This is a genomic window from Methylorubrum populi, assembly GCF_002355515.1.
Taxonomy (GTDB): Bacteria; Pseudomonadota; Alphaproteobacteria; order Rhizobiales; family Beijerinckiaceae; genus Methylobacterium; species Methylobacterium populi_A.
Genome location: NZ_AP014809.1, coordinates 5289550 through 5306189, shown reverse-complemented (window position 1 = coordinate 5306189; position 16640 = coordinate 5289550). Strand labels below are relative to the sequence as shown.

General features: G+C 70.5%; 13 protein-coding genes. 4 read left to right on the top strand and 9 right to left on the bottom strand.

The features are described from left to right. Positions 1-6 precede the first annotated feature (6 nt). Positions 7-291, top strand: a complete 285-nt coding sequence (locus MPPM_RS24670) for an SH3 domain-containing protein (RefSeq protein ID WP_096487326.1) — start codon at positions 7-9, stop codon at positions 289-291. Between the two features lie 75 nt (positions 292-366). Here the strand turns inward: MPPM_RS24670 and MPPM_RS24665 are convergent, their stop codons facing one another. Continuing rightward, positions 367-3654 (bottom strand): GAF domain-containing protein, encoded by a 3288-nt coding sequence (locus tag MPPM_RS24665; RefSeq protein WP_244573408.1) that lies wholly within the window; start codon positions 3652-3654, stop codon positions 367-369. Positions 3655-3949: 295 nt separating this feature from the next. On the opposite strand from MPPM_RS24665, the gene MPPM_RS24660 reads away from it, so the two are divergent. Then, positions 3950-4972 carry a zinc-binding dehydrogenase gene (locus MPPM_RS24660; RefSeq protein WP_096487324.1) on the top strand — a complete coding sequence of 341 codons (1023 nt, stop codon included), beginning with the start codon at positions 3950-3952 and terminating at the stop codon, positions 4970-4972. 20 nt (positions 4973-4992) lie between these two features. Here the strand turns inward: MPPM_RS24660 and MPPM_RS24655 are convergent, their stop codons facing one another. The 3 genes from MPPM_RS24655 to MPPM_RS24645 all read right to left on the bottom strand — a co-directional run bounded on the left by MPPM_RS24655 (position 4993) and on the right by MPPM_RS24645 (position 7493). Then, the gene (locus MPPM_RS24655; RefSeq protein ID WP_096487323.1) at positions 4993-5880 is read right to left on the bottom strand and encodes a LysR substrate-binding domain-containing protein; all 888 of its coding nucleotides are present in this window, start codon (positions 5878-5880) and stop codon (positions 4993-4995) included. Positions 5881-6201: 321 nt separating this feature from the next. After that, positions 6202-6645 (bottom strand): DMT family transporter, encoded by a 444-nt coding sequence (locus MPPM_RS24650; protein ID WP_096487322.1) that lies wholly within the window; start codon positions 6643-6645, stop codon positions 6202-6204. 158 nt (positions 6646-6803) lie between these two features. Continuing rightward, the gene (locus MPPM_RS24645; RefSeq protein ID WP_244573407.1) at positions 6804-7493 is read right to left on the bottom strand and encodes a DUF2147 domain-containing protein; all 690 of its coding nucleotides are present in this window, start codon (positions 7491-7493) and stop codon (positions 6804-6806) included. A gap of 79 nt (positions 7494-7572) precedes the next feature. Here MPPM_RS24645 and MPPM_RS24640 point away from each other — a divergent pair, with 79 nt between their 5' ends. Then, positions 7573-7974 carry a MerR family transcriptional regulator gene (locus MPPM_RS24640; protein WP_157914285.1) on the top strand — a complete coding sequence of 134 codons (402 nt, stop codon included), beginning with the start codon at positions 7573-7575 and terminating at the stop codon, positions 7972-7974. Between the two features lie 281 nt (positions 7975-8255). On the opposite strand, the gene MPPM_RS24635 is transcribed toward MPPM_RS24640, so the two are convergent. From MPPM_RS24635 to MPPM_RS24615, 5 genes are all read right to left on the bottom strand, one after another. Next, positions 8256-9707 (bottom strand): diguanylate cyclase domain-containing protein, encoded by a 1452-nt coding sequence (locus MPPM_RS24635; protein ID WP_096487319.1) that lies wholly within the window; start codon positions 9705-9707, stop codon positions 8256-8258. A 244-nt stretch (positions 9708-9951) separates the two neighbouring features. After that, the gene (locus MPPM_RS24630; protein ID WP_096487318.1) at positions 9952-10392 is read right to left on the bottom strand and encodes a cupin domain-containing protein; all 441 of its coding nucleotides are present in this window, start codon (positions 10390-10392) and stop codon (positions 9952-9954) included. After that, positions 10389-12050, bottom strand: a complete 1662-nt coding sequence (locus MPPM_RS24625; protein ID WP_173807951.1) for a saccharopine dehydrogenase family protein — start codon at positions 12048-12050, stop codon at positions 10389-10391. The genes MPPM_RS24630 and MPPM_RS24625 overlap by 4 nt, the downstream gene beginning before the upstream one ends. A gap of 23 nt (positions 12051-12073) precedes the next feature. After that, positions 12074-12997: a hypothetical protein gene (locus tag MPPM_RS24620; protein ID WP_096487317.1), complete on the bottom strand. Its 924-nt coding sequence runs from the start codon at positions 12995-12997 to the stop codon at positions 12074-12076. 14 nt (positions 12998-13011) lie between these two features. Further along, on the bottom strand, positions 13012-13464 hold the full coding sequence (locus MPPM_RS24615) for a hypothetical protein (protein WP_096487316.1): 453 nt from the start codon (positions 13462-13464) through the stop codon (positions 13012-13014). Positions 13465-13620: 156 nt separating this feature from the next. Here MPPM_RS24615 and MPPM_RS24610 point away from each other — a divergent pair, with 156 nt between their 5' ends. Beyond that, on the top strand, positions 13621-16611 hold the full coding sequence (locus MPPM_RS24610; protein ID WP_244573405.1) for a phosphoenolpyruvate carboxylase: 2991 nt from the start codon (positions 13621-13623) through the stop codon (positions 16609-16611). The last annotated feature ends 29 nt before the right edge of the window (positions 16612-16640 follow it).

Genomic DNA, 16640 nt, shown 5'->3' with positions numbered 1-16640 from the left:
ACCTCGATGCGCCGCCTCCCGCCCGCTCTCGCCGCCGCCCTGCTCCTCGCGGGCGGCCCGTCCGTCCGGGCGGCCGAGACGTTCCGGGTCGAGGGGCTGCCGCGGGATGACAGTCTGACGATCCGCGAAGCGCCGGATGCGGCCGCGCCGGCGCTCGGGCAGATCCCGGCGGGGCGACGGGTGCTCGGCTTCGGCTGCACCAACGAGACGCCGAGCGGCCTGACGTGGTGCCGGGTGAAGTTCGGCGGCAGCCTGGGCTGGGCGCGGCGACGCTACCTCACGCCGGATTGAACGGCCTTTCCGGGCAAGGGCCCGTCTCGCCCGGAAAGGTCCGAGCCTTCGCGCCGCCCGCCGCGGCGACCGGCTTCACAGCGGCGCCCGCAGCGTCGCAGCGAGGAAGTGGACCACACGCCGCAACTCGACCGGCTTCTGAAGCCGTTCGACGTCGGCGAAATCCGGCGGGATCACGCCCTCGTCGTAGCCGGTGATGAACACGAACGGCACACCGCGCTCCCGAAGCAGGGCCGCCAGGGTGAAGGAGGGACCGGTCCCGAGGTTGATATCCACCAGCGCCGCCGCCGGGGCGTCGTTCTTCAGCGCCTCGCGGGCCGCTGCCTCGGTCGGACAGGGACCGATCACTTCCGCCCCGACGCCCTGCAGGGCGCGCGCCGTGTCGGTGGCAAGATAGTAGTCGTCCTCCACCACGAGGATGCGGTGGCCGCTCAGGTCTACTTCGCCGGTCATGTCGAGCGCTCCTCCGAAAACGGTCGCGCGCTGCGGAGCATCCGTTTCCAGAATGCTCGCTCCCTCGCGCAGAGGGAAGTCCAGACGGCACCGGGCGCCCTCGGGCCCGATCTCGAGACGGCCGTGCCCCTCGAGTTCGTAGGGCAGGCGCCCCTCGATCAACTCGCGGCCGAAGCCGCGGCGCAGAGCGGCGGGACCGTCCCCCCGGCCCATGTCGCGCGCTTCCCGCGGGGCGCCGTCCTCCAACCAATCGAACCCGAGCCAGTTCTCGCCGCCCTTCTCGAACAGCGTCCAGCGCACCCGGACCCGACCATCCGGCACCGACAGGGCACCGTATTTCAGGGCATTGGTCGCCAGTTCGTGGACGGCGAGCGTCAGGATCTCCGCCGCCTTGGGCGAGAGCTCGACCTCGGGTCCCGACAGGTCGTACTGGTCCTCGCGCAGGGCCTGGGCGCTGACCTCGTCGTGGACGATGGTCGCCACCGGCACGCCGGCATTGGCCGAACGTGTCAGGAGCGCCTGGACGCGGGCCAGGGTCATGAGACGGCCGCCGACGAGGGACACGTAATCGGCCACCGTCTCCGCCCGCTCGCCGGTGCGGGCGACGATCGAACGGGTCAGCGCCATGATGTTGCGCACCCGGTGCTGCAACTCCGCCAGCAGCACGGATTGATGTCCGGCGAGCAGCTTGGCTTCGGTCATGTCGGACGACATGCCGCCGATGCGCCGAACCCGGCCCTGATCGTCGCGCAGGGGAAACAGCGTGCTTCGGATCCAGCGGAAGGCGCCGTCGTTCGGCCGCATGATACGAAACTCGTTGACCAGCGCTTCACCGGCCCCCGCCCGCCGCAGGTTCTGAAAGCCGCGCTCGCGATCCTCCGGCACCATGTGGCCGGCCCATCGCCGGACGTCGCGTCCAAGGGTCTCCGGATCGACGCCGTACACCGTCCCCAGCGCCGGACTGACGAACTCCATCTCGAGCGTCTCCGCGTCGCGGATCCAGAGCACGTCGGAGGAGGCCTCGGCAAACTGCCGGAAGCGCTCCTCGCTCTCGCGCAGGCGCAATTCGGCCCGCTTGCTGCGCAGGGCGTGCCAGATCGCGGGCGCCAGCGCCTCGACCGCCTCCAGATCTTCGGGCCGGTAGCCGCCTTCACGGTTGCCGAGTCCGATCAGGCCGCGGGTCCTGTCGCCCTGCTTCAGCGGCACGCCGAGGAAGGCGGTCAGCGGCGCGTGGCCGGCGGGAATACCGACGCGGTCGGGGTGAGAGGCGGGGTCGTTGACGATGAAGCTCTCGCCATCCCGCAGCACGCGCCCGTAGATGCCGTGGACGGCGAGATCCAGGGCGACCTTTCCCGGCGGAAGGCTGCTGCCTCCCTCGCCCGCGAGCGCGGCATGGTGCGCCCGGCTTCGGTCACTGAAGAACAGGCCGTCGAGGCGCCCGGTCGCCTCGTCGATCTCGCCCATGAAGCCGATGGCACTGCCGGTCAGTTCCTCGGCCAGATCGAGGGAGATGCGCGCCAGATTCTCTTCCGAAGAGGCGCCGAGCGTCTCGCTGAAGACGAGATTGATCGCCTGAAGGACGGCGTTGTTGCGCCTGACGCGCTCCTCGGCCTGCCGCCGCTCGGTCACGTCGATCGAGACGCCGACGAAGCGGCCGTCCTCCAGGGGCCGGCCCGAACTGCTGAGCCAGCGGTACTGCCCGTCGGCGCGGCGGAACCGGGCTTCGTCGGCGAAGGGACGGCGCTGGGCGAACGCGTCACGGAAGAGGGCGAGGTGCCGCTCCGCATCCTCGGGATGCAGGAACCTCTCCCAGCCGTCGCGCGCCAGGGCCTCGAAGCCCAGGCCGAAGAAGGCGAGGTAGTGTTCGTTGACGAAGACCGCGCCCTGCCTGTCCACGTCCCAGTGGAGAACCGGCGCGGCGTCGGCCATCGTGCGCAGCCGCGTGTCGGCCTCGCGCGCGGCCCGCTCCGCGCGGGCGCGCTCCGTCGCCGCCCAGATGCGCTCACCCGTTTCGCTGACAAGCCTGACCTCGGCCTCGCTCCACGCGCGCGGACGGGTGCAGGAGACGCTCAAGGCGCTGACCCATTCGCCGCGCTTGATCAGCGGAACCCCGATCCAGGCGACGAAGCCGGTGGCGATGGCCGCCGACCGATCCGCCTCCGAGATGAGGTCGGAGTTTGCGACGTCGGCCAGAACGACGGGACGCCCCTCCCTGTAGAGCAGGAGAAGCCCCTGGACGAGGGAGAGGCGATGTCGGCCGATCAAGGGGTGGAGCGGTCCTCGGATATGCTCCTGCTCGACGGCGAGGCCGTCCCCGGCCTCGTCGATCACCGTGTACTGGGTACGCTCGACCTCGAGGTGCTCGCCGAGCAGCCGGCAGGCTTCGGCCTGCATCGCGGACGGGTCCGTCAAGGGGCGCAATGCGTCGCTGAGCCGGAGCAGGAAGGCCTGGTGCTTCTCGCTCTCGCGCAGGGCCCGCTCGGCCAGAACACGGTCGGTCGTCTCGATGCTGGAGAGATAGACGCCGACGATGCGGCCGGAATCGTCGCGAACCGGTGTCCAACTCGACGTGAACCAGCCGAAGGGTCTTTCCGACCGGGCGGTCAATTCCCAGAAGCGGTCGACCGTGTGGCGCGCTTCCCCGCGCAGGATCAACCGCGCGATGTCCTGGCCCTCCGGCGCCGGCCAGACATCGAGGAACGGCCGTCCCAGAGCGGATGGCTGTCCGGCGCCGATATTCGCCTCGAATCCGTCGTTGTAGAGCACCGTCAGGGCTGGGCCCCAGGCAATGGCGGCAGGTTGCGGGGCGCCGAGCATCAGCTCAACCACAACCTTCAGGCTCTGCGGCCAATCCGCGATCGGCCCGAGCGGAGTTCGTGCCCAGTCATGAGCACGGATACGCTGAGCCATCCCTTCGCCACGGGGCCAATCGGTCATTTCTTCTTGCACCTCCCATCGCAAAAACATGACTTTCTGGAAAAGTCACGCCGCGAATTTTCCAATGAACCGGCTGAATTTGGAACAATCGATGCAGCGTCGGGCGAACCGGAGGCATGGACGAAAGGGGCATCCGGCCGGCCGGGGCCGCTTCGGCTGGAGCCTTCCATGGATCGGCCTTTTCGCGATACGGAGGCGGCAGCCTTGCCGGGCCGGAATTCTGACGAGAGGACCGGACCTGTTTCATTCGCGGACGAGATCACACCTGATGCAAGCCCTCCAGCTCTTCGGCGACCGCGACCTGCGCCTGACCGAGGTCGAGCCGCCGCCCGCGCCCGGACCCGGCGAGGTTCAGGTGCGGGTGCGGGCCGTCGGGCTCAATTTCATCGACGTGTGGGGCTTTCGCGGCATGGCCTTCGCCAAGCGCAAGCTGCCGCTCACCGTCGGCGCGGAGGCTGCGGGCGAGATCGCGGCGATCGGGGAGGGCGTCGAGGGCCTGTCCGTCGGCGATGCGGTGGTGCCCTACGGCGCCCTGACCTGCGGGAAATGCCGGGCCTGCCGTGAAGGCCGCGACAACCTGTGCGAGGACGTCTCCGGCGTCATGGGCTTCCATCTCGACGGCTTCGCCCGCGAGCGGGTGAACCTGCCGGCCCGCCTCGTGGTGCGGGTGCCGGAGGGTGTCGATCACGTCGGAGCGGCCTGCGCCGGCATCGCCTTCGGCACGGTGCAGCACATGCTGTTCGACAACGCGCGGCTGGAGCCCGGCGAGTCGATCCTCGTCCATGCCGGCGGCTCGGGCATCGGCACCGCGGCGATCAAGATGGCCAAGGCGATCGGCTGCACCGTCTACACGACGGTGGGCGACGACGCGAAGGGCGAGAAGGCGAAGGCGCTCGGGGCCGACCATGTCATCAACTACCGCGAGGAGCGCTTCGAGGGCGAGGTGCGGCGCCTGACCAAGCGCAAGGGCGTGGACGTGGTGTTCGAGCATGTCGGGCCGGACACCTGGAACGGCTCGCTGCTCTGCCTCAAGCGCGGCGGGCGCCTCGTCACCTGTGGCTCGACCTCGGGCGTGTCGGTGCAGATGAACCTGATGCAGCTGTTCCAGCAGCAGTACCGCATCACCGGCTCGTTCGGCTGCCGCATCGCCAACATGCGCGAGAGCCTCGACAAGATGGCGTCCGGCCTCACCCCGGTCATCGACACGGTGCTGCCGCTCGCCGACTTCGCGCAGGGGCTGGAGCGCCTGGAATCGCGAAAGGTGTTCGGGAAGATCCTGGTGACGCTCTGATCGGACGGATGCGATAGCGCTCAGGCGAAGAGCCGGCTCGCGAGGCCCGGGATCTCGCGAAAACTGTCCGCGACGTGGCCCGCGAGAGCCCGCGCCGCCGGCCCGGGGCCGTCGCGAAGGCGCATCAGCACGTCGTAGCTGCCGAGCGGCGGCAGGGCCGTGATCCGGCGGAACGGCGGCCGCGCGACGCTCAAGGGGAGCGGTGCGACCGCGAGGTCGGCCTCCACCGCCGCGATCTGTCCCTGGCAATGCTCGCTCGTGTAGGCGACGCGGTAGGGAATGCCCGCCTGATCCAGCGCATCGAGCGCCGCCGCCCGCCAGGTACAGCCGCTCTGACAGAGGGCCAGGGGTAGGGGGCGGCGCGCCTCGGCAAGCCCGCCGGACAGACCGATCCAGGCCAAATCCTCCGAATGAACCACCTGTGCCGCACGGTTCGACGGGTGGTGGCCGGTATAGAGCACGAGGTCGAGGCTACCTTGAGCGACCGCCTCCGCTAGCAGACGGCTCGCGTCGAGGCGCACATCGACCTCGACCTGCGGATGGGTGGCGGCGAAGCGCCGCAGCATGGCCGGCAGGGCGAACAAGCCGGAATCATGGGGCGCGCCGAAGCGCACGCGCCCCTCCATCGGCGGCGCATCGAAGAAGGCGACCACCTCGTCGTTCAGGGCCAGCAGGCGGCGACCGAGACCGAGTAACGCCTCGCCGTCGGCAGTGGGAACGACCGCGCGGGACTGGCGCACGAACAGGGCCCGGCCCAGGCGCTGCTCCAACCGCTTGACCTGGAGGCTGACGGCCGAGGGCGTGCGACCGACCCGGTCGGCGGCACGGGCGAAGGTGCCGGTTTCACAGATCGTCACGAAGGTGCGGACGAGATCGAGATCGAGGTTCGACGGGGTGGACGCGCTCACGATCGGCTTCCGATGACATGGCGTTCCGATGAGATTCCCTCACCATTTGCGTGAAATCAATTCGTTCGACTCATCACAACGCCGCCTGCATCCTCGCGGCGCCACGGATGGAGCAACAATGATGGAGTGGATCGGGAACGCCTTGCGCCGAGGCCTCGACGGGGTCGTCGCGGGATGGCGCCGCCGTCGGGAGGCGGCCTCGGGCGCTGCGCGGAATGAGCGGATCACGGAGGCTTTGGCTGGCCTCGACGCGCGGCTTCTGGCCGATCTCGGCGTGACGCGGACGGGCGCTGCGATCCCGAGCGCCGAGGCGCCGCCGCGTCAGCGCAGACAGACGAGGACGAGGCCGCCGATCATCAGCGCGCAGCCGAGAATGCGCCACGGATCGGCCGTGTGCTGGGCGAATCCGACCCAGCCGAAATGGTCGAGCACCACCGAGGTGATGATGGCCGCCGTCACGGTGATGCCGGTGAACACGGCGGCCCCGAGCCGCTCGGCAATGAAGATCGTGGCGAGCACGTAGGTCGCGCCCATCGCACCGCCGAGCCACGCCCACCACGGCACGCCCGCGATCCGCTGGCTTCCCGGCCAGCCGATCCCGACGAAGGGCGCGGCGGCGAGGTAGACCGCGACATTGGCCGCGGTGACGACGAGGGCGGCGAGGATCGGCTGACCGAGCCCCTTGTTGAGCGAGGCGTTGGCGCCGGATTGCACCGTGTTGAGGATGCCGGCGATGGCGGCCGCGGCGGCGATGAGAAACGGCATCGTTCGGCTCCTATCCGCCCGTTCGCGGAAGCTCAGGGCCAGCCCCCGAGCAGCTCGACCTCGCGGGGGCCGCCGAGGCTGGACAGCGGTCGTTCGCCGATCACGGGGCGAACATCCGGAATGCGGACCAAAGCGGATGCCCTCGGAGGACATACACCCTACTTCGCTCGTGACGGCGGAGGCTCTGCGGGAGATGCCTTCTTCGACGGCGTGCTCCCCGGCCCGGCCTTGGTCCCCCATTCCGGATCGAAACGAGGTCCACCAGCCGCGCCCGTTGCCGCTTGCAGTTCACCGGATGCGACGTCGGTGACGCGCTTCCAGGCTTGCGAAGCGCAGAACACCAGCATGCAGCCCTTCACGGTCAGGCTTGATGGTTGCTCGCTCCACACCGTGACGTCGTAGGACTTGCCGTTGTCCGCGTTGTAGATTTTGCCCTCGAAGCGCCCCTCGCTGTTCGGCCTCAATCCGAGCAGCATCTGATGGCCGAGCTGGGGGCGAGCCTGCTTGGCCGGGTCCGGATTGTATCGGTCGATTTTCGGCCTGCCGTCCTCGCCGAGCGGCTGGCTCCCCCACACGACGAAGCCGCAGAGGCGGGTTGGATCCGAACCACACCGCTCGGTTCGAACGCGGGCACGACCGTCTTCAGTCAGCCATGTCCCGGTCGGGACGACCGCTTCCGCGGCACGACATTGGGAGCCCATGAGGGCGGCTGTCGCGACCAGCGCGGCTGTGGCCGCGCGGATGAGGATCAAAGGCATGAAGCAACTTCGCGGTTGATGATCTGGAATGAGCCGCGCCGCAGCAACCGAGCCTCGCACCGAGATGTTTGGCTCAATACGCTGATCCATCTTCCTTTTTTGGCTGCTCGGCGAAGCGATGCGAGCGTTGTAAGGTTGGAGCATGGTCCATGGTCAAGGGATGAGGGTCATGCTCATTTCGGAATTCGCCCGAGCCACGGGCCTGACGACCGACACGGTGCGCTTCTACATCCGCCACGGGCTTCTCGAACCCAACAAGACCAGCAAGGGCGGCCGCAACCCCTACAGCGTTTTCACGAAAGAACATCTGAGACTGGTCGAGGATATCCGTGTGGGCCAGATGCTCGGCCTTTCGATCAAGCAGATGGTTGCCCTGAAGAAGGAGCAGGATAGCTGCGGACTTCCCCCCGAGCGAGGCAGAGAAGTCGGGGTTGCCCTGCTGAGGGATCTGGAAAGAAAGGCAGAGCACTTTCAAAAGCTGGCCGCGTGGCTGAAGGCGTCCATCGAATGGGAGGATAAGGGGCAGACCGGGCCACGGCCGGAGATGCCGCCAATCCAAAAAATCCGGTGATGGACAAGAGGCCTCGATCACGCAGAGGTCTCGACCGCACGCCACGGCCGGGGGGCGCTTTTTCATCAACGCTTGGTGTCACGAGAAGCCGGCGCAAAGGTCCGAGCCGGGTGAGGAACGGACCACGACGCGTCGCCGGAAAGTGGATGTTATCGCCGCCGTCCCCGCTGAGCCGAAGGTATGGCCTGGGCGCCGTCCCGGAAGCGGCGCGTCCCGAGGTTATCGTTCTCTGGACGGGCGACACGGCTCGCCCGTTTCAGCCTCGTCACGACAGGAAAGGCTCAACCGGCCTGTCGGTTGTCCGCACCGAGCTCGTAGGTCTGCGCCGTTCCCTTCCGGGTGCGCTTGGCAGCGTAGAGCGCCGCATCCGCCTGACGCAGGAGCACATCGCGATCCTGTGCGGCCCCGCGCGACCACGCGATGCCGATCGTTCCCGTCACGCGGGCGATGTGCCCCTGTCCGTCCGCGACGATTTCGAGGTCGTGCAGCAGGCGCCGCACCTTCCGATCGAGTCCGTCGCGATCGAGACCGGCGGACATCACGACCGCGAATTCATCACCACCCAGTCGGGCCGGAAGACAGCCGTCGTTGCAGGCGGCGCGCAGCCGCTCGGCGATACGGCGCAACACCGCGTCGCCCGCCGCGTGGCCGAGGACATCGTTGACGCCCTTGAAGCCGTCGAGGTCGATCAGAAGCACCGCCACGTCGCCGTCCGCAACGCGCGCCGCGCGCAGCCGTGCATCGAGAACCCGGTGAAACTCGGCCCGGTTGGCCAGCTGAGTCAGGTCGTCGGTGCGGGCTTGGTGGCGCAGGCGCTGCTCCAGGTCGTGCCGCTCGGTGATGTCCTGGATCAGACCGATGAGAGCGACAGGCTTGCCCTTGGCCAACTCGATCTCGCAGGAGCACCGCACGCGCCGCGCATTGCCTTTCGCGGTCACGAGATCCGCGTCCATCTCGAACGGCTCGCCCGTGTCCAGCGTGCGCATCACCGCGGCAACGAACCGGGCGCGGTCGGGCTCGGGAAAGTGGTTCATGATCTCGCCGCTCGGCACGCCGCCGCTGACGGGCCGCTCGTGGATGGCGAAGACGCCGTCCGACCAAGTGGTGGACCGCTTCTCGATATCGTACCGGTAGGAGCCCATATCGGCCATGCGCTCGGCCTGTTTGAACTGGCGGCGTTCACGCTCCAGCCGCTCGACGGCCAGGCGATGCTCCTCGGCAACCTTGGCGGCGCGAAGGGCGGCGGCCCGAGCCTCGATCAGGGCTTCGGCGACGCAGGCCAGCTCCTCCAGAACCTCCACGTCGGTCGGCATCGGCACGCGCGGTTGCTCGTCGAGGACGCAGAGCGTGCCGATCGTCACCACGTCGCCGTCCGACAGACGGGCGCGAACCGGGACGCCTGCGTAGTAGCGGATGTTCGGTGCGCCCGTGACGAACGGGCTTCCGGCGAAGCGCGGGTCGAGGCGGGCATCCGCCACGGTGAGCGGCGCCTCGGTCTCGACCACGACGGGGCAGAACGCCCGAGCCCGCGCGGTCTCCGGCGCCAGGGGGCCGCACCGCGCCTTGAACCACTGGCGCTCCGGGGCGATCAGGGTGATCGAGGACATGCCGGTGCCAAGCATTCGTCGTGCGAGCTTTGCCAGCACATCGAACTCGCGCTCGGGCGGCGTATCGAGGAGAGCGATCTCGGCCAACACTTTCTGGCGGAGTGCCTCGCGCTGATTGTCCGACATGTGCCGCCCCACCCCCCATAGCCTCGCCGCGGCCGGAATGCGGGAGTGGCTGTATGCCGAGTGGCTTTAACCGCTCGTGACGGAGCCGGATAATTTCTCGTCCCGTGTGGACAGGCGACGAATGGCCCTCCGTCCAGGACGTTCACCCCGCCCTCATCGAGCACCGGAAGGCGGACCTTCGAGGTTCGGCAGAGTGCCGAGAGCACATCCTCATCCGGCCGGTCCGGCGCGATCCAGCGGCGGCTCAGACGCGCGGAGTCGGACGCCAGTCCTCGGGCGCCATCTCGAAGCCTGAGAACTCGAAGCCCGGTGAGACCGTGCAGCCGACGAGCGTCCAGGCGCCGAGGCTGGTCGCCGTCTGCCAATGGCCCGCGGGCACGACGATCTGCGGGCGCTGACCGCGCAGGAGCTCGGGCCCGAGATGGTGGGCGGAGGCGTCGTGGCCGTTGGGGCTCATCGTGATCACCATCGGCGCGCCGGCATGCCAATGCCAGATCTCGGCGGCATCGACCCGGTGCCAGGCCGAGGTCTCGCCGACGCCGAGCAGGTAGTAGATCGCGGTGCCGACCGAGCGGCCCTCCACGGTGCGGGGATCGCGGAACGTCTCGCGGTAATGGCCGCCCTCCGGATGGGGCTCGAGCCCGAGGGCGTCGATCACCTGGGCAGCCGTCAGACTGTCGGTCATAGGGTCTCGTCCTCTCTCTCGTCGCAGCGGGCCAGCCAGCCGCGATAATGCACGAGCAGCCCGACGAGCGGCAGGAACAGGGCCACATCGAAGCGGAAGCGGCCCTGCGCATCGATCCGCTCGCCCGCTTGCGTCGTCGGGCGCAAGGCCCGCGGCAGCGGCAGCGGGCCGAAGCGCCACCCCGTCACCACCATGTCGAGCCCGTCCGCATGGGCGCTCACCGCGAGGTCCATCACGAACGGGCCGAAGCGCTCGCGCAGCCGCCCGCTTCCGTCGGGTCCGGCGCGCTCCATCCGGCTGGAAAAATGCCGGCCCGGAAAATGACGCGTCCAGCGCTCCGCACCGGCGTCAAGATCGGGTTCGATGCCGACGCGCACGGGCCCGTCCGCCATGGCCGGCGGCAGCCGGAAGATCAGGGCGACGAGGGCGACCACGGGTCCGCGCCCGCGCCGCACTTCGGCCCGGCCCCGGAAAGCGCCGTCGCCGACCGAACCGTGCAGGGCCTGAATCGCGCCCGGCATCCGCGCGAAGCCGGCGCCGAGCGCCCGCTCGAACAGCGGCACGGGATGATCGCTGTCGCGGCGGGTGCGGATCGCCAGCCGCTCCATCTCCGCCTCGATGGCAGCGAGCGGCAGCACGCCGACGCAGGCGCGGGCGCCCGGCGGGATCGGCGCGGCGGCCGGATCGGTGAGGCGGCGGATCGCGGCGAGCGCCGGAAGCGTCGGGACGAAGGGGCCGTCGCCGGCCTCCGCGACGAGGCCCCACACGGCGCGCGCCGGCCGCCCGGTCGCGTCACGGCCGAGCACCTCGACGCTCATGCCGCCGCGGTCGCTGCCGAAGCGGTCGAGCCAGCCGGCCATCGCCAGGAAGGGGCGGGCGAAGGGCACGAGCGAGGGCAGGAGGCGCCACCGCACCGGCAGGCTCGCGAGACTCAGGCCCAGATGCAGCGCGGGCAGTTCGAGCCCGGCCCGGAACAGGGCCGTCCGCAGCCCGGGGAAACGGGCGGGCAGGATGTCGAGGTCGGGTGTCTCGCACAGGCTGGCGAGGCGCCGCCCGAGGCCCGGCACGGCGATCCGCCGGAGCAGCCCCCAGCCGGGACGGTTCTGCCACGCACCGACCCGCAGCACGCGCACGGGACGCCCGGAATAGGAGAGAATCGCGCGCATCACCGAGAGGCCGCGGGGCGCCCGGTTGCCCGGAACGATCGCGACCCGAACCGTCTCGAGCGAGCGCCAGCCCTCGGTCAGCGCGTCGAGGGCCGCGTTCGACAGGGCCGGAGTCGAACTCGCACCGGTGAGCGCGACGACGCCCTTCGTCCGTGCCGCCGGGTCGAGGGCGGAGAAGGCAGCCACGAAGTCGCGGCCGTCGGCGAGATCGAGATAGGGCAGGCCGGCCTCGATCGCCGCGCGGGCGAGGGCCGGTGCGCCGCCCTGGAACGGTCCGGCGGCGTCCACCACGATCGCCGCGCCGAGTGCTCGCAGCTCCGCCGCATCCGATCGCGTCGCGTCGAGGCGCGCCGCCCGCCCGCGCCCCTGCGGCACGGTGCGAGCCACGGCCTCGGCCCTCGCGAGGTCGCGGCCGGCGACGATCACGGCGAGGTCGGTGGTGGCGGCAAGCCCGGCGACGAGCCGCACGCCGAAGGCGCCGGCTCCTCCCACAACGAGGATGGCAGGCGGCTGCGTCAGGGAATCGCCCCCTGCGGCAGAGCCGAACCCGGTGCTCGCGACGGGACTTGGGGAGACGACCGCACGCCGGCGGCTTTCGCGGCCTCGCGCGCCGCGGCCTTGGCGGCCTTCTCCGCTTTCTCCGCCTCCGCCGCGACGGCTTCCGGCGTGGGCGCCATGCGGCGCGCCTTCGGCGGCGGCAGGAGCTTGCCCGACGGCGGGGCGGTGCATTCGCGGAAGCGCAGCTCGGCCAGGGGCTCTCCGGTCTCCGCGTTGATCGGCAGGCTATCGGGAAGCGGCGGCAGGGAGGCATCCCAGTGGATCTTGCCGCCGATGGTCCCCTCCAGCGTCGCCGGCGATCCTCCCCGGCGCAGGGAGAGCAGGTCCGGCCCGTAGGCGGTGGCGACCTTGCCGGCGACCACGACCTGGAGCACGCGGGTCACGTCGGGCGTGAGCGGGCGCAGGGGATTGTCGAGGGTGATGGCGCCGCTGCGCGTCACCCAGAGCTCGACGTTCTTGGCACCCTGATAGCGGACGGCCTGGCCCGCCTCGCAGACCACCGGCGGCGCGGCGAAGTTCGTCGCGGCGGGCAGCGGGGAAGACGGGATCGGATTCGCGGCGCCGCCCCTTGCGGCCGGCTCTCCCCCCGGCTTCGTGTCCACAGGTTTCGCGTCCGCGGGCGACGAGGCCGCCGATGCGGAATCGGCGTCAGACTTGGCCTCGGATTTCGCCTCGGGCTTCGATTCTGGTTTCGCCTGCGGCTTCGGGCGAGGCTTGGGCCGCGGCTTCGGCTTGGGTTTCGGCGATTCCGGCAACGCCTCGGACCCGGCGGGCGCCTGCGCCGCCGGCGCCTCGTCCTGACCGAGTGCCGCCGGGATCATCACCGGGACGAGCGTCATCCAGGCCGCTGCGAGGGCGGTGAGCGGGCCGATGCGCCTCATCGGACTCGGCGATCTCATCGGCCCGGCCGTTCCTTCGGCCCGGAGGGTGGGGCCGCGTCGGGTTCCAGCGCCTGCTTCAGCGCCCGGTTCTGCTGGTCGAGAAGTTGATCGAGCATCCGGCTATCGAGTTCTTCCGCGTCGAACCTTCGGGATGTCCCGGCGTCGCTCCCGCGCGCCGCGTCCGCAGGGGTGTTCAGCACTTCCCCCTCGATCACCGGCCCCTCGATGACCGGCCCGCCCGCCATCCCGTCACCGACGCGGCGGGCATCGAGCACCTGCGCCCCGCGGTCGATCGGGCTGGGGTGGGCGGCGTTCAGCACCTTCGAGACTTCGTCCGCGTGATCAGACCATTCCTCCTCGCGGGGCAGGCGCAGCGGAGGCTGGCGGGGCCCTTTGGAGAGCGTCGCCACGAGGATGCAGGCGAGCAGGGTCGCCGCCACCGCGGCAAGGATCACCAGGGTTTCCATGGTCGAGCCGACCCTAGACCGGATCGCGCGCCGTTGCACGTGCTGGGGACACGGCACCCCATCCGGGAACGGTCCTTGCGTCGCGGGCCGAAGGGTGAGAACCGCGTGGGCACCGCCGTCCGACGGTCACCGGCCGCTCACGACCAGGAACGCTCGATGCCCCTCGAAGCCCCCCGCTCCAGCCAAGCGCAGCCTGCCGCGCCGATGCCCGCCCATCCGCCCGCCCATCCGAATGCGGGCCCGGCGCGCCCGACGGATCGCGACGTCGATGCGCGCGACGTCGATGCGCGCGACCTGGAATCGGAGCTTCTCGACCTCGTCGCCCGGACTCGCGAGCAGGCGAGCGAGGATCCGTTCCGCAATCCGGTCCTGGCGGTCACGCTCGCCATCACCCGTCAGCTCGACCGCGACGAGATCGGGGAGGCGGACCTCGATGCGCTGCTCGCCACCCTGCGGCGGCGGGCGCTCACGGCCCGGGCCGAGCGGCTGCGCGGCTATGTCGGCCTCGATGCCGATGCGTCGACCGGGGAACCGTCCCCCGTGGTGGACCTCGCCAACCGGCTCGTCGCGGCGGTGTCGCGCGGCTCGGGCGACTTCGAGACGTTTCGCGAGCGCGTCGGCCGGACCGCCTTCGCGGCGGTGTTCACGGCGCATCCCACCTTCGGCATGCCGCGGGCCGTGGCCGAACTGATCGCGCGCGCCGCCTCGCTGGCGGACGCCGACAAGCGCGCGCCGATCATCGGCGAAGCCGCCGCCCGCTCGACCCGGCCCGACCCGCAGATCAGCCTCGACGACGAGTTCGAGCAGGCCTGTGTCGCGGCCAATCACGGCCGCGCGGCGATCGACGCCTTCAACGGCGCGATCCTCGATGCCGCCCGGGCCCGCTGGCCGGATCGCTGGACCGAGCTGGTGCCCAAGCCGCTGGCCATCGCGAGCTGGGTCGGCTGCGACACCGACGGCCGCACCGATATCGGCTGGTGGGACACGATGCGCTACCGGCTGATCTCCAAGCGCATGCAGTTCGACCGCCTCCTGCGCGGCCTGCCCGACATTCCGGCGACCCGCGTCGTGCGCGAGCTGACCGCGGGCGCGCGCGACGCCGTAGAGCGCCAGCTCGCGGGCGCGCCGCTGCTGGGCACCAAGCCATCGCTGGAGGCGGTCCACCGCTTCGCGCTGGCCCTCATCATCGAGCGCGAGCGGGCTCAGACCGATGCCGGGCCGATCCTGGCCGGTCTCGCCGCCGCGATCGGGGCCGCCGAGACCGATGCGGATCGCCGCGCCATCGCCGTGCTGCGCTCGGGCGTCGCCGCCCACGGCCTGTCGAACGCCCTGCCGCATTTCCGGCTCAACGCCAGCCAGATCCACAACGCCGTGCGCCGGGTCATCGATCTGGAGGGCGAGCCGACCGACGCCGCGCAGCGCCGCTCGCATCTCGCGGCGATCAACACGCTGCTCAACGACGTGCGCGCCGTGCCGGTCGATTTCGGGGCGCTGGCTGCCGAGCGGGCCTCGGCCGCGCGGCTGATGATGACGATCACCCAGATCCTCAAGCACGTCGACGGCACCCATCCGGTGCGCTTCCTCATCGCCGAGACCGAGACCGGCTACACCCTGCTCGCGGCGCTCTGGCTCGCCCGCCACTACGGCATCTCCGACCGGCTCGAGATCACGCCGCTGTTCGAGACCGCAAGCGCCCTGGAACAGGGCATCCGCGTGCTCGACGACGCGCTGCGCAACCCGCACTGGCGCGCGCATCTGAAGCGACTGGGCCGGCTCTCGGTGCAGTTCGGCTACTCGGATTCCGGGCGCTATGTCGGCCAGCTGGCGGCGACGTTCTGGATCGAGCGGCTGCGCCTGCGCATCACCGAGCTGATGGTGCAGAACGGCCTTTCCGACATCGAACTCGTCATTTTCGATACCCACGGCGAGTCGATCGGCCGCGGCGCCCACCCGACGAGCTTACGCGACCGCCTCGCCTATCTCGCGCCCGAGGATTCGCGCCAGCGCAACGCGCGGGCAGGCATCCGCGAGCGGCTTGAATCGAGCTTCCAGGGCTCGGACGGGTACCTGATGTTCGGCTCGCCCGAACTTGCCGGCGCCTCGGTGGCGCGCATCGCCGAGCACGTCTTCGCCGACGCGCTGGCCGAGGACGACGCCTTCGCCGATTACGCGCTCAACGACCGGGCCACCGCGCCGGCGACCGACCCGATCTACGAGGAGGCCGATTTCGCCGCCGAGTTTTTCCGGGTCGTGCGCCAGGACATGGAAGCCCTGGTGGACGATCGCGGCTACGCGGCCTTGCTCGGCACCTTCGGCCCGAGCCTGATCGACCGCACCGGCTCACGCCCCGTCGCGCGCCAGTCGGATGCGGGCGGTCCGGCGGCGATCACCCATCCGCGCCAGATGCGGGCGATCCCCAACAATGCGATCCTGCAGCAGCTCGGCTATCTCGCCAACTCGCTCCACGGCGTCGGCCGCGCCGCGCACCGGGCGCCGGAGCTGTTCCGCCACATGCGCCAGGATTCGGTGCGGTTCTCGCGCGCCTTCCGCCTCGTGCAGCACGCCGCCAGCGTCGGCGATCTCGACGTGATGCGCGCCTATATCGACAGCCTCGACCCGGCGGTGTGGCTGGAGCGGGCCCGCCGCACCCGGCGCGACGCGCGCCGCGACGAGCTCGTCACCATCGCCGCGGCGCTGGAGCGGCTGAATCTCGCCCCCGACCTGCGCCGCCTGTTCGGCCGGCTGACCCGCGACGGGCTGTACCTGCAGGCCGCGGCGCCGGATCTCGCCACGATGTCGACCCGGCTCGCCCTGCTCCATGCGATCCGCCTCGCGCTGATCCACCGGATCTGGTTCCTGGCCGCCCACATCCCGAGCTTCCGGCCGCAGGCGGGCCTGACCCGCGAGATGCTGCTGGAGCGCTTCCTGCGCCTCGACATCGACGGCTGCCTGAAGCTGCTCGACGAGATCTATCCGGTCACGCCCGACCCGACGCTGGGCCTCAATTTCGGTGAGCCGCCGGGACCGCGCGACGTCGGCACCTACGAGACCGAGCACAACACGCTGTTCGGGCCGATCCGGCGGATGTTCGAGCGGGTGCGGGAGATTTCCGGGATCATCCAGCACGAGGTCGGCGCCTTCGGCTGAAGGCGGAAGGAAGCGGCGGAAGAGGGCTG

What these genes read in the sequence shown, in the direction of transcription:
- MPPM_RS24670 (WP_096487326.1), top strand. Translation starts at nt 7, where the DNA reads ATGCGCCGCCTCCCGCCCGCTCTCGCCGCCGCCCTGCTCCTCGCGGGC.
- MPPM_RS24665 (WP_244573408.1), bottom strand. Translation starts at nt 3,654, where the DNA reads ATGGCTCAGCGTATCCGTGCTCATGACTGGGCACGAACTCCGCTCGGG.
- MPPM_RS24660 (WP_096487324.1), top strand. Translation starts at nt 3,950, where the DNA reads ATGCAAGCCCTCCAGCTCTTCGGCGACCGCGACCTGCGCCTGACCGAG.
- MPPM_RS24650 (WP_096487322.1), bottom strand. Translation starts at nt 6,645, where the DNA reads ATGCCGTTTCTCATCGCCGCCGCGGCCGCCATCGCCGGCATCCTCAAC.
- MPPM_RS24645 (WP_244573407.1), bottom strand. Translation starts at nt 7,493, where the DNA reads ATGGATCAGCGTATTGAGCCAAACATCTCGGTGCGAGGCTCGGTTGCT.
- MPPM_RS24640 (WP_157914285.1), top strand. Translation starts at nt 7,573, where the DNA reads ATGCTCATTTCGGAATTCGCCCGAGCCACGGGCCTGACGACCGACACG.
- MPPM_RS24635 (WP_096487319.1), bottom strand. Translation starts at nt 9,707, where the DNA reads ATGTCGGACAATCAGCGCGAGGCACTCCGCCAGAAAGTGTTGGCCGAG.
- MPPM_RS24630 (WP_096487318.1), bottom strand. Translation starts at nt 10,392, where the DNA reads ATGACCGACAGTCTGACGGCTGCCCAGGTGATCGACGCCCTCGGGCTC.
- MPPM_RS24620 (WP_096487317.1), bottom strand. Translation starts at nt 12,997, where the DNA reads ATGAGGCGCATCGGCCCGCTCACCGCCCTCGCAGCGGCCTGGATGACG.
- MPPM_RS24615 (WP_096487316.1), bottom strand. Translation starts at nt 13,464, where the DNA reads ATGGAAACCCTGGTGATCCTTGCCGCGGTGGCGGCGACCCTGCTCGCC.
- MPPM_RS24610 (WP_244573405.1), top strand. Translation starts at nt 13,621, where the DNA reads ATGCCCCTCGAAGCCCCCCGCTCCAGCCAAGCGCAGCCTGCCGCGCCG.